This is a genomic window from Marinobacter sp. LM1, assembly GCF_042763285.1.
Classification (GTDB): domain Bacteria; phylum Pseudomonadota; class Gammaproteobacteria; order Pseudomonadales; family Oleiphilaceae; genus Marinobacter; species Marinobacter nauticus.
The window spans coordinates 2,006,818-2,027,499 of record NZ_CP114373.1 but is presented as its reverse complement, the minus strand read 5'-3'; the positions used below and the strand labels follow the sequence as shown (position 1 = coordinate 2,027,499).

The following is a 20,682-nucleotide window of genomic DNA, read 5'->3' as shown; positions in this document are numbered from 1 at the left end:
CCTCACACTTCCTGTGTTGATCAGCGCAGTCGGTATTCCAGACCAACCAACACCCAGTTCTCATCGTATTCCCGGCTGGAAACATCGCTGGACTTGGCGTCGTGCCCTACCCTGGCCAACAAACTCAAATCCCGGGTTGTCTGGTGTTTAGCCCCGAGAACGAGCCGGGCGACTTCGTCCTGGCTGTCGTCGCGTTCATAACTCAGGTGGTCGAAGCCCAGCGCCAGGTATCCGGTGGTCAGTTCCGAAAACTGGCGAGAATAGCGGGCATTAATGCCGGCTTTGTCTTCTTTCTCGTCGCTTTCCAGGTAATCCGAGCGATAAGCATAGAGGTCAAGATTCAGTGAGGAGGCGTCGGAAAACTGCTTGTTGATGCCGGTCGACAAAACGCTGTTTTCAACGGTGATGCTTTCGCGGAGGTTGAACTCGAACTCTCCGAAACGAAGGTCAAGCGTGGACGTGCGGTCTGTCAGCTCCCTTGAGGCATTCAGGTACCATTCGGTACTCGGATTGATTTGCCGGGTAAGGTTTATCTGGCCTACCAGCCCATCGCTCGACTGGTTGGTATTGGCGTAATCCGTTTCGATTTCACTCACGCCAACAGAACCGGAAAGAGACGTGGTCGCCCAACGGTTCTCGAAGGTAACCTGGGCACTATTCACATCCACTTCTGCGCCATAGTCGAACTCGGTTTGACTGTAGGAAACTCTCAGCCCCCCGGTGAATGTTGAACTGAACAGGTGGTTCCAGGCGATAGAACCGGTATAGCGCTCGCTGTCCGTTTCCTCCGGTTCGTCGTACTCGGTGTTGGCGTAGCGGGCAGAAAGATTGAGCCAGTTGGTGTCATTCAGACGCCAGAGGTATCTGGGGCCAGTGCTGAACACGTTTTTTCGGGTTCGGTTGTCCGGTGTGTCACTCTGGCGAGTGTCCTGGTTCACTACCCTAAGGTTGTTGTCCACTTCCCAGTAAAGCTGGTTGGCGAGCTCGCAATCGCCCTGGAAGTCCATTTCCGCGAAGCTCTCGCTGTCAAAGCTATCGTCCTGCCACCAGGAATACCTCAGAGTGCCCAGGAAATCAGCGTTGCAGCGTCCGGGATCTGTCTGGTAACCGGCGGTAAGGTAGGCACGGGTCTCGAAATCGCTGTCTTCATTCGTATCTGCTTTGCGGGCATTGTCGGTGAAGCGGCTGTCCAGCCCGAACGTAACCTCACTTTGCGCAAAAACGGGGAACGAGCAGGCACCAGCCAGTAACATTACTGGTATTGCCTTTACTGCAACGGGTGTCCCTACCCTCTGCTGATCAGCCATTGATCACCGCTCCTACAAACTTGTCCGGATTGAAAGCCGTCGCAGCTTGTTCGGCCGTCGCCGCAGTGATCTTGCCGTGAGGTACCACCAGCATGGCGTAATCGCAGAGTTCGGTCAGAATGCGGGCATCCGGAGATTCGGATATCGGCGCCGTGTCCAGCACGATGAAACGGTCCGGATAGCGACGACGGATTGCCTGCAGGAATTGCTTCATCCGGAAGGAGGTAAAAAACTCGGCCGGTGTTTCACGGCGACTGCCTGCCGGAATCAGCCTCAGCCTGGGAATACCGGTCGGATAGAGAATTCTGGAAATGTCGTAGTCCGGGTCATCCAGAAAGTCGGTCAGGCCTGTTTCGGGCATCACATCCAGCGTGGAGTGCAAAGACGGCTCGCGCAGGTTGCAGTCGATGATCAAAGCCGTCTTGGCCTGATCAAAGGCAAAGGCTGCCGCAAGATTCAGGGCTACAAACGAGGAACCGGCGCCAGAGCTGGCACCGCTCACGACCAGAGTGAAGTTATTGCCTCCGGAAACCTCCAGCAGCTTGGTTCTCAGATCCCGGAAGCGGTTGACCAGCGCGCGGTTGCGGGACTCGGGATAGATAATCCGACGCTCGTCGAGGTCGTCCTGCGTGAGCCTTCTGGGCTCCTGCATACGCACGATCTGCTTACTGATAACGTATTTATCAACCGCGCCGGGGCCCAGTTCCAGAGAACTTGGCACCAGCATGCGGGAGTCTTCGTCATCCCGGAAATCCAGCTCTTGTTTCAAACGCTCCTTGCGCTTCAGCCAAAAGGAATGCTCTTCACTGCCCGCCGGGCTGCTGCCGGTTGTCTCATTGCCAGAATTCTGGGAACCCTCGGGATCAAATCCGGACCGATCATTTCGTTGTTCTGGCATCAGATCACTCCCATTTGAGCTAGCACAACGATGGTCACATACACTGTTACCGTGAGCACCGCGAAAATCCCGATCAGTAACGTAACCTTTCGATCCCGTCGCTTTTCGTAGGGTGTTCGTACCTCCGGAATCTCAACAAGAACCGGCAAACCAATGTCTTCTTCCAGCTGCTTCCTGGCACGAATGCGGGGGTCTACCTGCAGTAAGCCGGCAACGGCACCAAAGGGCGCTGCCAGCCCCAGAAACAATCCAGCCGCGGCAAACATGGAGAATTGCGGGCCAGAAGGCGTACGCGGGAATTGAGCGGTTTCATTGATGCGGTAGTTGAGCCCCTGCCCTTCAATGTCGAGATGCATGGAGACCCGCGCTTTTTCCCGGCGTTTGAGCAGGTCATCGTAAATCTCACGGTTCACTTCCATGTCGCGGGTGAGCTCGGAGTACTGGGCCTTGTTGGCCTGGATGCGTTCCATGCGCTTTGCTTGCTGTTCCAGCAGACGGGAGAGCGAAGTAATTCTTGTATCCACGGTGGCCATATCCGCCCGCGTGGTAGAGAGGTTTGCCCGCAGTTCCTGGTAGAGCGGGTTAACAGCTTCTTCGCCCTCAAGTGAACTCACGTCCGTCGGCCGTTCTGCCGCCTGATCTCGTTGTTTGCGCAGTTCCGCCAGCTGTTCCCGAAGTATCACGATATCCGGGTAGGTATCGTGGTACTGCAGCCGCAAGCTGTCCAGGCGCTCCTCAAGGATACGAATCCGCTCTCTGTAGGCGTCTTCTGTTCGACCCTGGCGAATGGTGGGACGAATACCGGAAAGCTGGCCCTGTAGGGAAGCCGCACGGGTTTCAAGTTCTTTTTTCTCGAGTTCGGCCAGTTCCAGCTGATTACGAAGCTGCGCCATGCGGGCATTGGCTTCCTGCTCCGTTCCATCGGTGTTTTCAGAGAGGAACTCCTTGAGCCGGTTCTCAGCCTGGGCCAGTTGCTGCTCGTAGCTTTTAACCTGTTTGTCGATGAAATCGTAGGCGTTGCGGCTTTCGGCCCGCTTACGGTCTTTGGTTTCTTCTATAAAGACCTGCCCCAGTTTCTGGGCAACGCGGAATGCTTCCATCTGGGAAGTGGACGAGAAGCCAATACTGAAATAACTGTCGCCCCGGGGCCTGACCGACAAACCCGAGCGAATGTTCGCAATCCGGTACTCAAGTGCCGCCGGGTCAGAGGGCGCATCCGGATAAATTTCAGGATCCAAAGCCACTTTCTCGATCAGGCTCCGGCTCATCAGCAATTCTTTTGCAGCCGAGGTACGGTCGTTAATCTCCGTGGCCACGGCGCGCCCTTCCATCAACGGCGCAATGATGTTGCGGTCGTCTACGAAGATGATGGTCTCAGACTGATACTTATAGGGCCATACAAAGCCTGCTCCAAGCACAGCAAAACTGACAATCACAAACGCAAGAAACGCGAGGCCCTTCCGGCCCCGGACCTCGCGAATGATCTCCTGCGGTAACTGGGATAACGGTAATGCCATAACCTAACCCGCCTTCAGACCTTTTAGCTCTGCAACCACTCAGAAACTGCGCTCTGGAATGGTAAGAATGTCACCCGGCCGCATGCCGTAGTTGGTTTCAACCCGGCCTTTGTTAAGGATGTCGTCCAGTTTTACGGGAATGGCAACCACCTCGCTCTCAAGCTTCCGATACAGCATGGCGTTGTTCAGCGCGGCAAACTCGTTCGCACCACCGGCATTCAGGAAGATATCCAGAACCGTCATGCCGCTCTGGTGAGGCACTGAAATGGGCTGGCGAACCGCACCGGTTACCCGCACCCGGTCTGTGAATTCATGGCTGCCCATGGAGGTCACAACCACACTCACCTGTGGCTCACGAATGTACTCAGTCAGGGAAGTACGAATGGAGCTGGCCAACTCTTCGGGCGTGCGGCCACTGGCCTGTACGTCGCCTACCAGCGGTACGGAGATCTTGCCGTCAGGCCGAACCGGAACGGAGATACTGAGATCCTCGTTGCGCCACACAGAAACCCGTACGACATCGGTTGCGCCCAGTATGTACTGATCCACGCTATCCCGGGTATCAACGGCCAATGCACGCTGGATCTGTTCTGAAGAGGAAGCGGAAGGGCCGGCACAACCCGTTGCCAAAACTACCGCCATGAGGGACACAATAAGCCCTTGGATGAGATACTTCCGTGACATCTTTATTCCTCTCTTGTGAGGTCCGTGCTCTATTCCATGTTCCGGGAACAGCTGACTCCCGAAACTACCTTGATCCTTTTTTGAACAATACCACTTCTACTGTCTGAATTATAATCAACAGATCAAGAAGTAAACTCTGGTTCTTGATGTAGTAGAGGTCGTAGCGCAGCTTTTCCCGGGTGTCCTCTTCGTTGTCCGCATAGGCGAAACACAATTGAGCCCAACCGGTCAGCCCGGGTTTTACCCGATGCCTTTCTGCATAAAACGGAATTTTCTCAGACAGCTGCTCAACAAACACCGGCCGTTCCGGCCTCGGGCCAACAAAGGCCATGGTGCCATTCAGTACATTAAAGATCTGTGGCAGCTCATCAATCCGCACCTTACGGATAAACTCACCAACGCGTGTCACCCGAGTATCGTTCTTCTGAGCCCAGACCGCGCCATTCTTTTCCGCGTCGGTAATCATGGAGCGAAACTTGTGCACCTTGAACACCTGGTTGTTCAGACCCACCCGCTCCTGGCTGTAGATCACGGGTGCTCTAAAGCCATCTTCCAGTTTGATGGCGATGGCGGTGAGAATCATGATCGGGAACGTGGCCAGCAGAAGCGTACCGGAAGCCAGTACGTCCAGCGCCCGCTTGCCAACGCCATACACCGAAGAAACCGTGAATCCGTCAGAGAACACCAGCCAACCACGGGTGATCATCTCCAGGGCCACTTTGCGGGATTCACGCTCGTAGAAATTGGCACCGTCGATAATGTGCACACCTTCCATTTTGCATTCCAGAAGGTCTTCCATCGGCAAGCCACGGCGGCGATCGTCTACCGCAACCACAATCTCCCGCACTGGGTGTCGAAGTACGTAGTCGTGCAAAGAGGTTGGAAGGTTAATAAGGTACTGCTCATCCACCTCCACCGTGTCATCCGGCATGGGAACGAAGCCGTCCAGTGAAAAACCTTTGCGGTTGAAGGGGGTGGTCAAATCCTCAAACATCTGTTTTGCCCGGCGCCCGGCACCCAGCACCAGAACCCGGCGCTTGAAGCGATCCTTTCCTACCAGAGCAAAGAACACCACTCGCGCAATACCTAACGAAAATATCGCCAGCACAGTTGCCGATGTCAGCAACCCGAAGCTACCCAGATACCATAGCCAGTCATTGGCCACGAAGTAGGCAAAGCCGTGCAGCGGAATGGCGAAAATCATGGCCATGATGGTGCGCAGCATCATGCCAGACATGCCTTCTTCCACACGAGACTGGTGCACGCCCAGGGCGATCATGACGATCAAATTGAACAACGCAAAGATCGTGATGGAAGGGAGGACAAAAACAAGATTATCGAGGAAGAATTCGAGCTCGCCGAAGAAGCGGAAAAACACCGCCAGTGCGAACGCAAGGCCCATGACGATCAGATCGATCAGGCCGAGAATAACAAAAGGTAAGTGTATATAGTGTCTGAACAACCTGACGTGGGCCACGTCGACTCCTTGTGCGGTTCACACTGCCTGTACTGCAAGCATCCTTTGCTACACACTGTAACAAACCGTTACGGGATTGTACGGCAATTCATTGAAACTGCAATGTGGGCCACTCGCCCATTTCGTTCAATTTTACAAATATTTTATAGTTGCGACACAAACTCGTGCACCTGCATCACCTCAAGCCGCCCCAGACTCCCACAACTGTCCATAATGGCGTCGCATTGTTGGGCAGGAAAGCGTGTCTGAAGGTTGGCCCGGAATTTCTCCACCAGCAGCGGCATACCTTCCTCTCGCCGGCGTCGGTGCCCTATCGGGTATTCCACGGCAACCTTGTCGGTACTGGAGCCATCCTTGAAGAAAACCTGTACCGCATTGGCGATTGACCGTTTATCGGCCTCCAGGTATTCGCGGGTATAGCGCTCATCCTCGATCACTTGCATTTTTTCCCTGAGCCGGTCGATTTCAGGATGGGCCTGGTGAAAGCTGTCTTCGTAATGCTCTGCTGTCAGGTTGCCAAAGATCAGTGGCACCGCCGTCATGTACTGCAGGCAGTGATCCCGGTCTGCGGGATTGGCTAGCTTGCCCTGTTTGGAAATAATGCGAATGGCCGACTCGTGGGTAGTGATCTCTATGCGATCAATGTCGTCCAGCCGGCCCTTCACTTGCGGGTGTAGTCTTACCGCTGCCTCGGCGGCGGTCTGGGCATGAAACTCTGCCGGGAAAGAGATCTTGAACAGGATGTTTTCCATCACGTAGGAGCCGAAAGACTGTGGTAATGCGAAGCTACGTGATGATTCGGGTTTCAGGGCCTGATCTCGATTGGTCTTGCTGAAGAGGACGTCGTAGAAGCCCCATTGTGGCGCCGTCAGCACCCCGGGAATGCCCATCTCCCCGCGCATGGCAATGTCTGCCAGGCGAACCCCACGAGAGGTGGCATCCCCCGCCGCCCAGGATTTTCGGGAACCGGCGTTGGGCGCGTGGCGATAGGTTCTCAGGGCCTGACCATCGACCCAGGCATGAGACAGCGCTGAGAGCATCTGTTCCCGGTTGGCGCCCATCAGTTTGGCACTGACGGCGGTCGACGCCACCTTCACCAGCACAACATGATCCAGCCCTACCCGGTTAAAGGAGTTCTCAAGGGCAAGTACACCCTGAATTTCATGGGCCAGGATCATGGCCTCAAGAACGGCCTTCATGGCCAGTGGCGCCTGGCCATTGGCAACGCGTTTTTGAGAAAGATGGTCGGCAACCGCAAGAATGGCGCCGAGATTATCGGAAGGGTGGCCCCATTCGGCCGCCAGCCAGGTATCGTTGTAATCCAGCCAGCGGACGATACAGCCTATGTCCCAGGCGGCTTTCACCGGGTCCAGGCGGTATGGAGTGCCAGGCACCCGGGCACCGTGGGGAACGATCGTGCCTTCCACCAGCGGGCCCAGGTGTTTGGTGCATTCCGGAAAACGCAACGCCAGCAAACCGCAGCCCAGGGTGTCCATCAGGCAATAACGGGCCGTTTCCCAGGCTTCTTCGCTTTCTATGCGGTAATTCAGGGCATAGTCGGCGATTTGTTGCAGTACGTCGTCGTAGTCCGGGCGTTCGTTGAGATCGTAAGTGGCAGACATATTCCGGCCCTCCTGTCCCAACTATAGGAGCCATCAGAAGCTGTCGCCAGGTACCCTCACCCAACCTTCCATGATAATCCGCGCACTGCGGCTCATGATGGCCTTGGTGGCTGTCCACTGACCATTTACTTCCGTCGCTTCCGCGCCTACCCGAAGGGTTCCGGACGGATGACCGAAAGTCACATGGGTACGATCGCCGCCGCCGGCTGCCAGATTAACCAGCGTGCCGGGAATAGCAGAGGCCGTTGCGATAGCCACCGCAGCCGTACCCATCATGGCGTGGTGCAGCTTGCCCATGGACAGCGCCCGAACCAGTACATCAATATCGGCCGCGTTAATCTGCTTTCCGCTGGAGGACACATAATCCGAAGGTTTGGCCGCAAACGCCACTTTCGGAGTGTGTTGGCGATTGGCAGCTTCCGCGATATCGGAGATCAGGCCCATTTTCACCGCGCCATGGGCGCGAATGGTTTCAAACATGGCCAGGGCTTTGGGGTCGCTGTTGATGTCGTTCTGCAGCTCGGTGCCCTTGTAGCCGATGTCTTCGGCATTGATGAAAATGGTCGGGATACCGGCATTGATCATGGTGGCTTTCAGGGTGCCGACACCCGGCACTTCAAGCTCATCCACCAGATTACCCGTGGGGAACATGGCCCCCTCGCCATCGGCCGGGTCCATAAACTCGATCTGGACTTCTGCCGCCGGGAAGGTCACGCCATCCAGTTCAAAATCACCGGTTTCCTGCACTTCACCGTTGGTGATGGGCACGTGGGCCACGATGGTTTTGCGGATGTTGGCCTGCCAGATACGAACGATACAGATGCCGTTTTCAGGAATACGCTCTTTGGCCACAAAGCCGCCGTTGATGGCAAACGCGCCTACGGCGGCGGTTAGATTGCCGCAGTTACCACTCCAGTCAACAAAGGGTTTGTCGATGGACACCTGGCCAAACAGATAATCGACGTCGTGGTCCGGTTGCGTGGGCACTGCCAGGATCACCGATTTACTGGTGCTGGAGGTGGCATTGCCCAGGCCATCAATCTGCTTTTCGTAGGGATCGGGGCTACCAATTATGCGCAGCAAAAGCTTGTCTCGCGCTTCACCGGGTACCTGGCAGACTTCGGGCAGATCCTGCAGGCGGAAGAAGACGCCTTTACTGGTACCGCCACGCATGTAGGTGGCAGGAATACGAACTTGGGGAGCAAAACTCATTGAGCGAGCCTCACTTGAATGAATGTTTCAGGCGGGAGCCAGGAACAACTCCCGCCTGACCTTGCCATGGCGATCAGGCGGCGCTTTCAGACGCCAGGAAATCCTGGGCAAAGCGCTGCAGTACGCCACCGGCAGAGTACACGGTGACCTCTTCCGCGGTATCCAGACGACAGATCACCGGCACCCGGTCTACTTCACCGGTTTTGCGGTGAATGACCAGTTCCAGCTTGGCGCCGGGGGCGGGCTTGCCTTCCACGTCGTAGGTCTCGGTACCATCGAGCTGAAGCGTGTGGCGCGTGGTGCCTTCTTCGAACTGCAGCGGCATCACACCCATACCGATCAGGTTGGTGCGGTGAATCCGCTCGAAGCCTTCGGCGACGATGGTCTCTACACCTGCAAGGGCAACACCCTTGGCCGCCCAGTCACGGGAAGAACCCTGCCCGTAGTCTGCACCGGCAATGATGATCAACGGCTGCTTGCGTTCCATGTAGGTTTCAATGGCTTCCCACATGCGCATGGTCTTGCCTTCCGGCTCCACACGGGCCAGGGAACCCTGCACCACTTCCCCGTTTTCGTCCCGGACCATTTCGTTGAACAGTTTCGGGTTGGCCAGGGTCGCTCGCTGGGCAGTCAGGTGGTCACCACGGTGGGTGGCGTAGGAGTTGAAGTCTTCCTCCGGCAGGCCCATCTTGTGCAGGTACTCACCGGCAGCCGAGTCCATCATGATGGCGTTGGATGGCGACAGGTGGTCTGTGGTGATGTTGTCCGGCAGGATCGCCAGCGGGCGCATACCCTTGAGCGCACGCTCGGCGGCCATGGTACCTTCCCAGTATGGCGGCCGACGGATGTAGGTGGACTGCGGGCGCCACTCGTACAGCGGGCTCTTGGCCTGCTCGGCTTCATCCAGGTTGAACATCGGGATGTACACCTGCTTGAACTGCTCCGGCTTCACGTATTCGCCGACAATGCGGTCGATTTCTTCATCAGACTGCCACAGGTCTTTCAGGGTGACGGGGTTCCCATCCTTGTCGTAGCCCAGGGCGTCCTGTTCAATATCGAACCGAACGGTACCGGCGATGGCGTAGGCGACAACCAGCGGCGGTGACGCCAGGAAGGCCTGTTTCGCGTATGGGTGAATCCGGCCATCGAAGTTCCGGTTACCAGAGAGAACGGCGGTGGAATACAGGTCCCGATCAATGATCTCCTGCTGTATTTTCGGGTCCAGGGCGCCAGACATGCCGTTACAGGTGGTGCAGGCATAGGCCACGATACCGAAACCCAGTTTCTCCAGTTCTGGTAACAAACCAGCTTCTTCCAGATACAGGCGGGCCACTTTGGATCCCGGTGCGAAGGAGGATTTCACCCACGGCTTGCGCACCAGCCCCAGCTCGTTGGCTTTCTTGGCCAGCAGGCCAGCCGCCACCACGTTGCGGGGATTCGAGGTGTTGGTGCAGGAGGTGATGGCAGCAATAATCACCGCGCCATCGGGCATCAGGCCCTTTTTCTCTTCTTCCAGTGCCTTGTCCAGATTCACGGCAATGCCCCGATCGTGCAGATCGGACGTGGCGACACGGCGGTGCGGGTTGGACGGGCCTGCCACATTACGAACCACGGTAGACAGATCAAACTCCAGCACGCGCTCGTACTGAGCCCCGGTCATCTCGCTGGCCCACAGGCCGGTTTCCTTGGCGTACTTCTCAACCAGGTCTACCTGCTCTGGCTCACGACCGGTCAGCTTCAGGTAGTCAATGGTCTGCTCGTCGATGTAGAACATCGCGGCCGTAGCACCGTATTCCGGGGTCATGTTGGAAATGGTGGCCCGGTCGCCGATGGTCAGGCTCGATGCACCTTCGCCGAAGAATTCCAGGTAGGCGCCGACGACACGCTCCTTACGCAGGAACTCGGTAATCGCCAGAACAATATCGGTGGCGGTAATGCCAGGCTGGCGCTTGCCAGTCAGCTTCACACCCACGATATCAGGCAGACGCATCATGGACGGACGCCCCAGCATCACAGTTTCCGCTTCCAGACCGCCCACGCCTACGGCGATAACACCCAACGCATCAATGTGAGGCGTATGGCTGTCGGTGCCCACGCAGGTATCCGGGAAGGCAATCGGGTGACCGTCTTCATCCGGGCGGTTCTGAATCACCGGCGACATCTTCTCCAGATTGATCTGGTGCATGATGCCGTTACCGGCCGGAATCACGTCCACGTTCTTGAACGCGGTGCGGGTCCAGTTGATGAAATGGAAACGGTCTTCGTTACGACGGTCTTCGATGGCGCGGTTCTTCTCGAAGGCATCCGGGTCGAAACCCGGGGCTTCCACGGCCAGGGAATGGTCAACAATTAACTGGGTCTGAACCACCGGGTTGACCTTGGAGGGATCACCGCCCTTCTCGGCAATAGCATCGCGCAGGCCGGCCAGGTCCACCAGGGCGGTCTGGCCCAGGATGTCATGGCACACCACCCGCGCCGGGTACCAGGGGAAATCCAGGTCGCGGCGACGCTCAATCAGCTGCTTCAGGGAATCCGTCAGAGACTCCGCATCGCAACGGCGCACCAGCTGCTCCGCCAGAATCTTGGAGGTATAAGGCAGCTTGGCGTAAGCGCCCGGCTGGATGTCTTCTACCGCCTGGCGCGTATCGTAGTATTTCAGTTCCGTGCCCGGCAGGGCTTTACGGTATTGGGTATTCATAGTCTCTCTCAGCTCCGCTTGTCGATGGGCAACCAGTCCTGATGTTCAGGGCCTGTGTACTCAGCGCTCGGGCGGATAATTCGGTTGTTGGCGCGTTGCTCTTTCACGTGGGCGGTCCAGCCGGATACCCGGGACATCACGAAGATGGGCGTGAACAACTCGGTCGGAATGCCCATGAAGTGGTAGGCAGAGGCGTGGAAGAAGTCGGCATTACAGAACAGCTTCTTCTCGCGCCACATAACCTCTTCGCAGCGAACGGAAACCGGGTACAGCACGGTGTCGCCCACTTCCTGCGCCAGCTTCTCGGACCACTTCTTGATGATGGCGTTGCGCGGGTCGGACTCGCTGTAGATGGCGTGCCCGAAGCCCATGATTTTCTCTTTGCGTTCCAGCATGCCCATCAGGCCAGCTTCAGCTTCTTCCGGCGTCTTGAACTTCTGAATCAGTTCCATAGCCGCTTCGTTGGCGCCGCCGTGCAGCGGGCCGCGCAGGGAGCCGATAGCACCGGTCACGCAGCTGTGGATGTCAGACAACGTGGAGGCGCATACACGTGCCGTGAAGGTAGAGGCGTTGAACTCGTGCTCCGCGTACAGAATCAGGGAGACGTTCATCACCCGCTCATGCAGCTCGCTGGGCTTCTTGCCATGCAGGAGCTCCAGGAACACACCACCAATGGAATCGCATTCGGTGCTGGCGGTATCAATGCGCACGCCCTCATGGGCAAAGCGGTACCAGTAGGTAATGATGGCCGGGAACACGGCCAGCATGCGGTCGATCTTGTCGTCCTGCTCGCTGAAATCCTGTTCGGTTTCCAGATTACCCAGCATAGAGCAGCCAGTACGCATCACATCCATCGGATGCGCGTCCTTGGGGATCTGCTCCAGCACCAGTTTCAGGGCTTCCGGCAGGCTGCGCAGGCTCTTGAGCTTGCTTTTGTAGGCATCCAGCTCGGCCTGGTTCGGCAGTTTGCCTCGCAGCAACAGATAAGCCACTTCTTCGAACTGGGCGTTATCCGCCAGGTCGGTAATATCGTATCCGCGGTAGGTCAGGCCGGTACCGGTTTTGCCAACGGTGCACAGGGCGGTTTCACCAGCTACCTGGCCACGCAGGCCAGCGCCACCGAGTTTCTTTGCTTCAGCCATGTTGGTCTCCCAGATTTTCTGTTTATATTTTGTTCAGTTTAACGCAATCAGTCTTTTTTCTGAGCGAACAGCTGGTCCAGCTTCTGCTCGAAATCGTGGTAGTTGAGGAAATCGTACAGCTCCATACGGGTCTGCATCAGGTCAACCACGTCTTTCTGGTCGCCTTTCTCGAGAATGTTCTGGTATACCGTCAGCGCCGCCTTGTTCATGGCACGGAAGGCGCTCAGCGGGTACAGCACCATCGCCGCGCCGGCATCCGCCAGTTCTTTCCGGTTGTACAGCGGCGTGGCGCCAAATTCGGTGATGTTGGCCAGAATCGGCGCATCGATCGCCTCGGCGAACGCCTTGTAATCGCTCAGTTCGTGTACGGCTTCCGCAAAGATGCCATCGGCACCGGCTTCAATACAGGCCTTGGCACGATCGATGGCCGCGTCCAGCCCTTCTTTCTGAAACGCATCGGTACGGGCCATGATGAAGAAGTCTTTGTCTTCACGAGCATCGGCTGCGGCTTTAATGCGGTCTACCATTTCCTCTTTGGAAACGATTTCCTTGTTCGGGCGGTGGCCGCAGCGCTTCTGGGCTACCTGGTCTTCAATATGCACCGCAGCGGCGCCGGCACGCTCCATCTCGCGAATGGTACGGCCAATGTTAAAGGCACCACCCCAGCCAGTATCGATATCGACCAGCAGCGGAATATCCACGGCGGCGGTAATCCGGCGCACATCTTCCACCACATCGTTCATAGTGGTCATGCCCAGATCCGGCAGGCCATAGGAGGCGTTCGCTACACCACCGCCAGACAGGTAAATGGCCTGATGCCCTACCCGCTCGGCCATCATGGCCGCGTAGGCGTTGATGGTACCAACAATCTGCAGTGGCTGGTTTTCTTTCAGGGCTTTACGAAAACGGGCGCCCGGGGAGAGTTTGTTAGCCATGGGTTTTTCCTCTCTTATCAGATGGTGAGAACGCCTTCTTCGATTTTCTTCTCGATGTTCTGGCGTGCAGCATTAATGTGTCGTTTCATCAGGAATTCGGCGAGTTCGCCATCGCGCTGGGCAATGGCCTCGACGATACGGCGGTGTTCACCCAGCGCCAGATGGGGGCGCCCGGCCGAGGTGCTTAACCGGTAACGGTACATCCGCACCATGTAGTAAAGATCACCCAGGAGCATCTGGGCCAGTTTGGTATTGCGACTGCCGGTGGCAATCCGGTGGTGGAAATCGTAGTCACCCTCGGCCTGGTAGTAGGCCTGGCCCTGAGCTTCCTCAATCATTTTTTCGTGACTATCGAGCGTGGCCAGGAGATCATGGATTTCTTCATCGGGCATGCGTTCGGCCGCCTGACGGGCTGCCAGCCCCTCCATGACTTCTCGAATTCGGTACAACTCAAGAAGCTCTGCGGCACTAACGGACACCACCTTCACACCAGCGTGAGGGCGCCTGACCAGTAATCCACGGGATTCAAGGCGGCCCAACGCTTCACGCAGCGGGCCTCGGGTAAGGTTAAAGCGGGAACAGAGCTCGACTTCGCCGATTTTTTCGCCCGGCGCCAGATCGCCCTTCACAATCGCCGTTTGCAGACAATCAAAGGCCTCATCGGCGCGGGTTTGGGTTTGCAGCTGTGCCTGAATCATGCTTTGTTAACAATCCAGAGGTTATTTAGCGTGAAACTACGCCTGCATTCCCTGATTGTCAACAATTGTGAGTTAGGCTTAAGTATGATTGTTTACAGATCCTGCAAACCTTGCGCGTGCAGTACGAGATTGCGAACGCGTTGCCCCCAGAATGAGTCCGAAGGCGCACTCCAGGCTCGCCGATGCAGGGCTGTCAGTGCCTGCGGGTCTTCCAGCAAAAGCGAAAGCCGGCCCTTTTCGATTCCCCGGTAGCCTCGGCTGACGCAGGCATCGAGCTCTCCCTCAATGACTTCTTTCTTCAAGCCCTTGGCGCCACGCCCGGCAAGGTGGCGGTGCAGCCGATTGACCGCAGGGATCAGTACCGCCTGTTCCACCGGTGTGAGAGCAACCTCACTCTCTGCCTCCTCTCGAAAGCCCCGTGCATCATCAAGCATCGGCATACTGGTTCGCTCTTCAGGTGTTAACAATAAGCCCCTGCGACTCAGGGACTCACCGCTGCTTGACCGGCTCAACCAAACCGTTGTTGGCGCTGCCAGTGCCAGAGGGACAGACACGGGTAATGACCATAAAAAGAACATCGGGTCCAGGGTCCAGGCAAAGGCCGACCAAGCACTACCGATGATAAGTCCGGGCAGATGTCGCACAGCAGCCTCCCGCCAACCGGTCTCCTCGGTACGATTCTGGCCAGCCCAACTCAGCCGAACGTTTAACAGGGCCGAAATAACGGAATGACTGTGGGCAAGCATCCGGATGGGGGCAAGCAACACTGAGACGACGATTTCAAGCAACACGCTCGACAACAACCTGAAAAAGCCGCCAAATCCACTCAGAGCCCGATGGGCGACGACATCAACAATGGCCAGAAACTTGGGCAAAAACAACAGCGCCATGGTGCTGACGACCAAGGTGATGGCCCATGTCGGCCGCCATTCTGGCCACAAAGGAAAGGGGCTCTCACGCCCGTCCGGAAAATAATCGATAGGCGCGACGGTCAGTTGCACAGCAGCAATCGTTGTCAGGACCAGGAACAACAACCATAACGGTGACGATGCGTACGCCATAATGCCATTCAAAAAGGCAAAACGATGTGCCAGGCGCAATCGAGGCGAGAATAGCATCAGCGCTGCGTGCTGCAGGTTTCCTTTCGACCAGCGCTGATCTCGGGCAAGCTCGTCATCAAGCGTGGGCGGAGATTCTTCATAGCTGGCCCCCAAAGCCGGTTCCAGCCAGACTTCATACCCTGCTCTACCCAGAAACGCCGATTCTACGAAATCATGGCTCATGATTGGCCCTTGCCAGATACCAGCGCCTTTGAGCTTTGGCAAACCACAATGCGCCATAAATGGAGCAACGCGTATCACAGCGTTGTGGCCCCAGAATGCAGCATCCCCCATCTGGATGGCAGCCAGGCCCGTGGCAAAAAGCGGCGAGTAAAGCCGATTGGCAAACTGCTGGATACGAGCAAACGCGGAGCGAGCGTTAATAATGGTAGGAGCAGTCTGAAGGATCCCAACCTGGGGCTCCCGGTTCATCACCTGCACCATGGTCCGAATAGTGTCACCGGCGAGGAGGCTATCGGCGTCCAGAACGACCATATACTGATACTGACTTCCCCAGCGCCTCAAGAAATCAGCCACGTTGCCGCTTTTGTAGTTGAGATTAACCCGACGCCGGCGATAGAAGAGCCGACCGTGAGCGCCGAGCTCTTCCACCAGTTTCAACCAGACCTGCTGTTCTTGCAGCCAGACATCAGGATCCTGACTGTCTGAGAGAATATAAAAATCAAAATCATCCAGGCGGCCTGATCGCGCCAGATCGAGGTAAATGGCTTTGAGCCCCTTCAGCGTCCAGCTTACCGGCTCGTGATACAACGGCATGACAATTGCGGTTTTCGACAGCGGCGTTGCCGCCAGCTCATTCTGAGTATGGCGCTTCAGTAGCGATGCCCGATCTCCGCCCAGCAAGCGCAGCAGGAAACCGTATACCGCGATCCAGAAGCCAAAGGCAATCCAAAGGTAAAGTACCGCGAAAACAGCAACGATCAGCCACTCCGCCACGTTGCCGCCGTGATAAGGCAGCACCTGGAGCAGAAACCAGGATGCCAGCCCCGTCTGGCCAGCCACAAACGCAGTCAGCACCAAGCGTCGGATCGTCGCCTGCAGGTGCCAGGGGCGGGACACAGTCGCTGACTCAGTCATCGGTGAAATACCCGATACTGCTGCGGCGAATCGGCGGTGCTACCGGCGGAAGACTTGGCTCATCCAACTCGAAGTAGTCAGGAATGCGGGCCAAAAGGTCCTCAAACCGAACGCTGTGTTCGTTTCCGGCGACGCCGTCCGCGAGTAAGGCCAGTGCGCCATTGAACGTTTTACGGTCGTTACTGGCGCCACTCAATTCAAGGTACACCAACAGCTTTCCCAGCAACTGGTAAGAGGTTTGCGCGTCCATACGATCCTCCAGGATCAGGGTTCTGCCCGCAGGCCTGTCCCCGGCGGCAGGGAGTAGCTCCACGTCTCCGTGGCGACCTCATCATCCACCATCAGAAAACCCCGCAGCTGAAGAATCTGATCCGGCGCGGGCTTGGCCAGGATCGACAATCGCCAATGATTCTCTGGCGCTACCCACTCCACAAAGTGTTCAAGCACCTCAACACCCTCGCCCCCGGTCACTTTGCTGACTACGGGAGACTCCGCGTTGAGTTCCGACAAGGGACCGCCGGCAAAATCCACCAGAATCCGATAGGCACCCGCCTGATCACCGCCGCCTATACGATCCCCTGCGCCGACGAAGGTGTTTACCACCTTGCCGCCGGGATGTGGCGCCACGCCGGGACCGCCGAACTGAATCGAGTAGTTCAGATCCCGCGACGTGCCTGCGGACACTTCACCTCCCGGACTCCAGAAAGCGACTATGTTGTCATTGGTTTCGTCGTCCGTAGGTATCTCCACCAGAACCACATTTCCTTTCCCCCAGTCCCCCTCGGCGCTCACCCAGGCGCTGGGCCTGCGCTCATATCGGGCCTCCAGATCTTCGTAGTGACGAAACTCCCGATCACGCTGAATCAGACCAAAGCCGCCGACACGACGGACACTGTGGAAACTTGCGGCAAGTCGATCCGGGTTCATCAGCGGGCGCCATAGCCATTCGCCGGTTGCATCATCATGGATTAACAATCCGTCCGAATCGTGGACCTGGGGGCGCCACTCACCAAGCGGTCTGGGAGTATGTTCCCCGTAATAGAACATGGAAGTGAGTGGAGCGAGCCCCAGCAACTCGATGTCTTCCCGCATAAACAGGCGGGCTTTCACATCTACCCGGGTCTGCTCCCCGGGGTATACCGTGAACTCATAGGCCCCGGTCAGGCTTGGACCATCCAACAATGCGTAGACACGAACATGATCGCTGTCGGGAGCGGGGCGCTCCAACCAGAACTCCGTGAAATCAGGAAACTCCTCACCGGTCGGCAAACCCGTGTCTACAGCGATACCCCGCGCAGACAGCCCGAAGGAGGTTTCCTTACTGACGCCGCGAAAATAGCTTGCGCCCGCGAACACCAGGAACTGATTGGCTACGTCGGGACCATCAAAAGGAAACGTCAACTTGAGCCCGGCGTACCCGAGATCGGCTGGCACCCGCTTTCTGAGCGCCTCGTCGTCGACATTGAACAGACTCTTATCGAACGACAGCGGATGGACGCCCTCGCTGTCCACTACGTGGATGCTTACCGGACGGGTGTAAAACTTCCCTGCGGGAATGAGCATTACCTGGAAGCGGGAATTCCCGTCTCGCCACAAACTTTTTGAGGGATCAAAGCGGATGGACTGGTATTCGTCGTAACTCAGGTCTGCCATAAAGTCGGGAATACGAGGGGCCTGCTCGTATGCCGCACTCGCCTTCGATTTCGCTTTTTCCACAACATCCTGAAACTGGAATGCCTGGGCATAAAAGGGAGCAAACAAGAACAATCCCAGAACCACCAGACCTACTTTCCCTGCGTGCATCGTTTCCTTCCTCGGTTCACGGTTTGTCCATTCAATGTAGCACCGCGCCCGAGGGCTGCTACAAGTGACAAGTTCGTAAGCGAATCGAAATCAAATGAAACGACGTGAGGCAGAGTTGCTTCAGATCTGCAAGCTCATGGTAAAGCGGACATCCGGTTGATCAGGTATTGTTATGGCATCTGTGGTTGTATTCAGCACCCGCCCCAGGCTGACATCGGCGCTGAATTGCCGCGCAGATAGCCCCCATGAAACCTCTCCCGAAGTAACATGTCCTGCCTGATGCTGCTGGAATGATTCATCAGGAATCCAGCCGCGCAGGACAGAAAGACGAACACTCGACGAAAACCGGGGAAAGAACGGAACGTCGAATTCCGGGCTACGGCTACCCAGGCGCAGCCACCCACCTTCGGCTACGCTAAGTGACTGGCCATTGAAACCCGCCACCAGCCCTGACCCGGCAACCCTCAGGTGCTGAGAACCCGGAATATCGGCAGACGCCAACTGGTATTCCCCGTCCAGTCCCCAGTGCCAGGCCAGTAACTCTCGGTCAAGCGATGCACTGAGAACCATGCGCCCAAACTGCTCTTCACGCCGCCCCTGTTCCGAATCGGTCGCACGCTCTATCTCGGCCTCAATACCCGTGACCGCACGCAGTCCGCTGCTCAGGTCAAAACCACCGTACAGATTGTGATGTCCGTTAGCCTCAAACCCCACAGTCGATAACTGGTAACTGGAACGATGCACTTCATCCGTTCTTCGGGTCCAGTACTGGTTTACGGAAGAGTATCCGGCACGGCCGAGGAACTGATAGCCGAACGTAGAGAACAGGGCTCGCCTGCCGGTGATAGTGAGATCCCGGGTGCGTCCTTCTTTCTGAAAACGGGAACCGTCTGCCCTGGACACCTCTTCATAAGCGGTATTCCGGAGTTCAATATCCAGATGGTTACGCCCTACCGGAAGGCCATAACTGAAGCCGAGTACTCGGCGCTCATTGCCCACCCGATAGGTCTTGGCGTCACTGTAGCGCACGCCGGCACGATGATTCGCCCAGAAAAGACCATTCAGGCCCACGTTCAGCGCCCCATCCCGATGATCGGTGTCCCGGTTGGTGCGCCCGGAAAACTTCATCTTGGAGCGCAGCCAGTGTTCACGGGTCAGCTTCAGACTGTTCTCGGGAAGCAACGCCTGCCGGCTGGTTTCAGGGGTATCACCATCAAGCGCCGTCTCTGAACCGTAGGCTGGCAGACACAAGCTCGCTGTCGCGCACAAAAATAGTGCAGACAATGAGAAGTGACGAACAGGCAGTTTGAAGATCAATGGCGGCACTCTGGAAAACCCGAAGCAATGTCAATTTCATGTAAACCCATTAATTCGGTGCAACTTTAAAAGATAGGCCGCTCTCAGGCCACCATTATCATCATAAATTTACAATTTTAATGTTACGTAAAATCATGTAGTTAAAAGCGGGACTGAAACAATTTTCTAGGCATTTCAGTCACCCCGGACAGATCGGAACCAGTCGACAGAATTACCAGAAATCAACACTCGGAAATGAAACCCTCCAACTCAGCATACAACTTGGTTACACTTGGCACGCTTTGTGGGTAAACAAAGCGGTAAACCACCTGATTAAGGACGAACAATCATGATCAAAAAGTGCCTCTTCCCGGTTGCCGGATACGGCACCCGTTTCCTTCCGGCCACCAAGGCCATGCCCAAGGAAATTCTGCCGATCGTTAACAAGCCACTGGTGCAGTACGGGGTGGAGGAAGCCGCAGATGCCGGCATTCATGAATTCGGCTTTGTCACCGGCCGCGGCAAACGCGCCATCGAAGATCATTTTGATATCAGTTACGAGCTTGAGCACCAGATTGCCGGTACCGGCAAGGAAGGCCTGCTTACCTCTATCCGGGATCTGATCAACAACAACTCTTTTGCCTTCACCCGTCAGAATGAAATGAAGGGACTGGGCCACGCCATCCTGACTGGCCGCAACCTGGTGGGCGACAACCCGTTCGCCGTTGTGCTGGCGGATGACTTCTGCGTGGGCCCGGAAGATGGTGACGGCGTTCTGACCCAGATGGTCAAACTGTATAACCAGTTCCGCTGCTCCATTGTGGCCATCGAAGAAGTACCGGAAGACGAAACCCACAAGTACGGTGTGATTGCGGGTGAATCCATGAAGGATGGCCTTTACCGTATTACCGACATGGTGGAGAAACCAGCACCGGAAGACGCGCCCAGCAACCTGGCGATTATCGGGCGCTACATCCTGACCCCGGACATTTTCGACATTATCGAGCGTACGCCGCCGGGTAAGAATGGTGAGGTTCAGATTACCGATGCCCTGCTGGAGCAGGCGAAGAATGGTTGCGTGCTGGCCTACCAGTTTAAAGGTCAGCGTTTTGACTGCGGCAGCATTGACGGTTTCGTGGAGGCCACCAACTTCGTTTACGAGAACATCTACAAGAAGGGAAAATAGAGGCGACCC

Annotated in this window: 16 protein-coding genes; 1 reads left to right on the top strand and 15 read right to left on the bottom strand. The window is 56.6% G+C overall.

The genetic code is table 11. The features are described from left to right. Positions 1–20 precede the first annotated feature (20 nt). The 15 genes from OZ656_RS09505 to OZ656_RS09435 all read right to left on the bottom strand — a co-directional run bounded on the left by OZ656_RS09505 (position 21) and on the right by OZ656_RS09435 (position 19,442). Positions 21–1,307, bottom strand: a complete 1,287-nt coding sequence (locus tag OZ656_RS09505; RefSeq protein WP_278350694.1) for an outer membrane beta-barrel protein — start codon at positions 1,305–1,307, stop codon at positions 21–23. Beyond that, positions 1,300–2,205, bottom strand: a complete 906-nt coding sequence (locus OZ656_RS09500; RefSeq protein WP_226538094.1) for a polysaccharide biosynthesis protein — start codon at positions 2,203–2,205, stop codon at positions 1,300–1,302. The genes OZ656_RS09505 and OZ656_RS09500 overlap by 8 nt, the downstream gene beginning before the upstream one ends. Beyond that, positions 2,205–3,722 (bottom strand): XrtA system polysaccharide chain length determinant, encoded by a 1,518-nt coding sequence (locus OZ656_RS09495; protein ID WP_278350695.1) that lies wholly within the window; start codon positions 3,720–3,722, stop codon positions 2,205–2,207. The genes OZ656_RS09500 and OZ656_RS09495 overlap by 1 nt, the downstream gene beginning before the upstream one ends. 39 nt (positions 3,723–3,761) lie before the next feature. Continuing rightward, positions 3,762–4,364, bottom strand: a complete 603-nt coding sequence (locus OZ656_RS09490) for an XrtA/PEP-CTERM system exopolysaccharide export protein (RefSeq protein WP_022991121.1) — start codon at positions 4,362–4,364, stop codon at positions 3,762–3,764. A gap of 106 nt (positions 4,365–4,470) precedes the next feature. Further along, positions 4,471–5,883 carry a TIGR03013 family XrtA/PEP-CTERM system glycosyltransferase gene (locus OZ656_RS09485; RefSeq protein ID WP_278350696.1) on the bottom strand — a complete coding sequence of 471 codons (1,413 nt, stop codon included), beginning with the start codon at positions 5,881–5,883 and terminating at the stop codon, positions 4,471–4,473. 143 nt (positions 5,884–6,026) lie between these two features. Next, the gene (gene prpD / locus OZ656_RS09480) at positions 6,027–7,505 is read right to left on the bottom strand and encodes a 2-methylcitrate dehydratase (RefSeq protein WP_278350697.1); all 1,479 of its coding nucleotides are present in this window, start codon (positions 7,503–7,505) and stop codon (positions 6,027–6,029) included. 33 nt (positions 7,506–7,538) lie between these two features. Beyond that, positions 7,539–8,717: a 2-methylaconitate cis-trans isomerase PrpF gene (gene prpF / locus OZ656_RS09475; RefSeq protein WP_379945172.1), complete on the bottom strand. Its 1,179-nt coding sequence runs from the start codon at positions 8,715–8,717 to the stop codon at positions 7,539–7,541. 73 nt (positions 8,718–8,790) lie between these two features. Continuing rightward, positions 8,791–11,415 carry a Fe/S-dependent 2-methylisocitrate dehydratase AcnD gene (gene acnD, locus OZ656_RS09470; protein WP_278350699.1) on the bottom strand — a complete coding sequence of 875 codons (2,625 nt, stop codon included), beginning with the start codon at positions 11,413–11,415 and terminating at the stop codon, positions 8,791–8,793. 8 nt (positions 11,416–11,423) lie between these two features. Then, on the bottom strand, positions 11,424–12,557 hold the full coding sequence (gene prpC / locus OZ656_RS09465; protein WP_278350700.1) for a 2-methylcitrate synthase: 1,134 nt from the start codon (positions 12,555–12,557) through the stop codon (positions 11,424–11,426). A gap of 47 nt (positions 12,558–12,604) precedes the next feature. After that, positions 12,605–13,492: a methylisocitrate lyase gene (prpB, locus tag OZ656_RS09460; protein ID WP_272999084.1), complete on the bottom strand. Its 888-nt coding sequence runs from the start codon at positions 13,490–13,492 to the stop codon at positions 12,605–12,607. Between the two features lie 17 nt (positions 13,493–13,509). Beyond that, positions 13,510–14,190 (bottom strand): GntR family transcriptional regulator, encoded by a 681-nt coding sequence (locus tag OZ656_RS09455; protein WP_023010396.1) that lies wholly within the window; start codon positions 14,188–14,190, stop codon positions 13,510–13,512. A gap of 92 nt (positions 14,191–14,282) precedes the next feature. Next, on the bottom strand, positions 14,283–16,388 hold the full coding sequence (mdoH, locus tag OZ656_RS09450) for a glucans biosynthesis glucosyltransferase MdoH (RefSeq protein ID WP_278350701.1): 2,106 nt from the start codon (positions 16,386–16,388) through the stop codon (positions 14,283–14,285). Beyond that, the gene (locus OZ656_RS09445; RefSeq protein ID WP_022991112.1) at positions 16,381–16,638 is read right to left on the bottom strand and encodes a hypothetical protein; all 258 of its coding nucleotides are present in this window, start codon (positions 16,636–16,638) and stop codon (positions 16,381–16,383) included. The genes mdoH and OZ656_RS09445 overlap by 8 nt, the downstream gene beginning before the upstream one ends. Before the next feature lie 14 nt (positions 16,639–16,652). Continuing rightward, entirely contained in the window at positions 16,653–18,191 is a 1,539-nt protein-coding gene (locus tag OZ656_RS09440; protein ID WP_278350702.1) for a glucan biosynthesis protein G, read from the bottom strand. A 120-nt stretch (positions 18,192–18,311) separates the two neighbouring features. Continuing rightward, positions 18,312–19,442, bottom strand: coding sequence for a ShlB/FhaC/HecB family hemolysin secretion/activation protein (locus tag OZ656_RS09435; protein ID WP_278350703.1), 1,131 nt, complete (start codon positions 19,440–19,442; stop codon positions 18,312–18,314). A 394-nt stretch (positions 19,443–19,836) separates the two neighbouring features. Here OZ656_RS09435 and galU point away from each other — a divergent pair, with 394 nt between their 5' ends. After that, a complete protein-coding gene (gene galU / locus OZ656_RS09430; RefSeq protein WP_011785155.1) occupies positions 19,837–20,673 on the top strand; it encodes a UTP--glucose-1-phosphate uridylyltransferase GalU in 837 nt (278 codons plus the stop codon). The last annotated feature ends 9 nt before the right edge of the window (positions 20,674–20,682 follow it).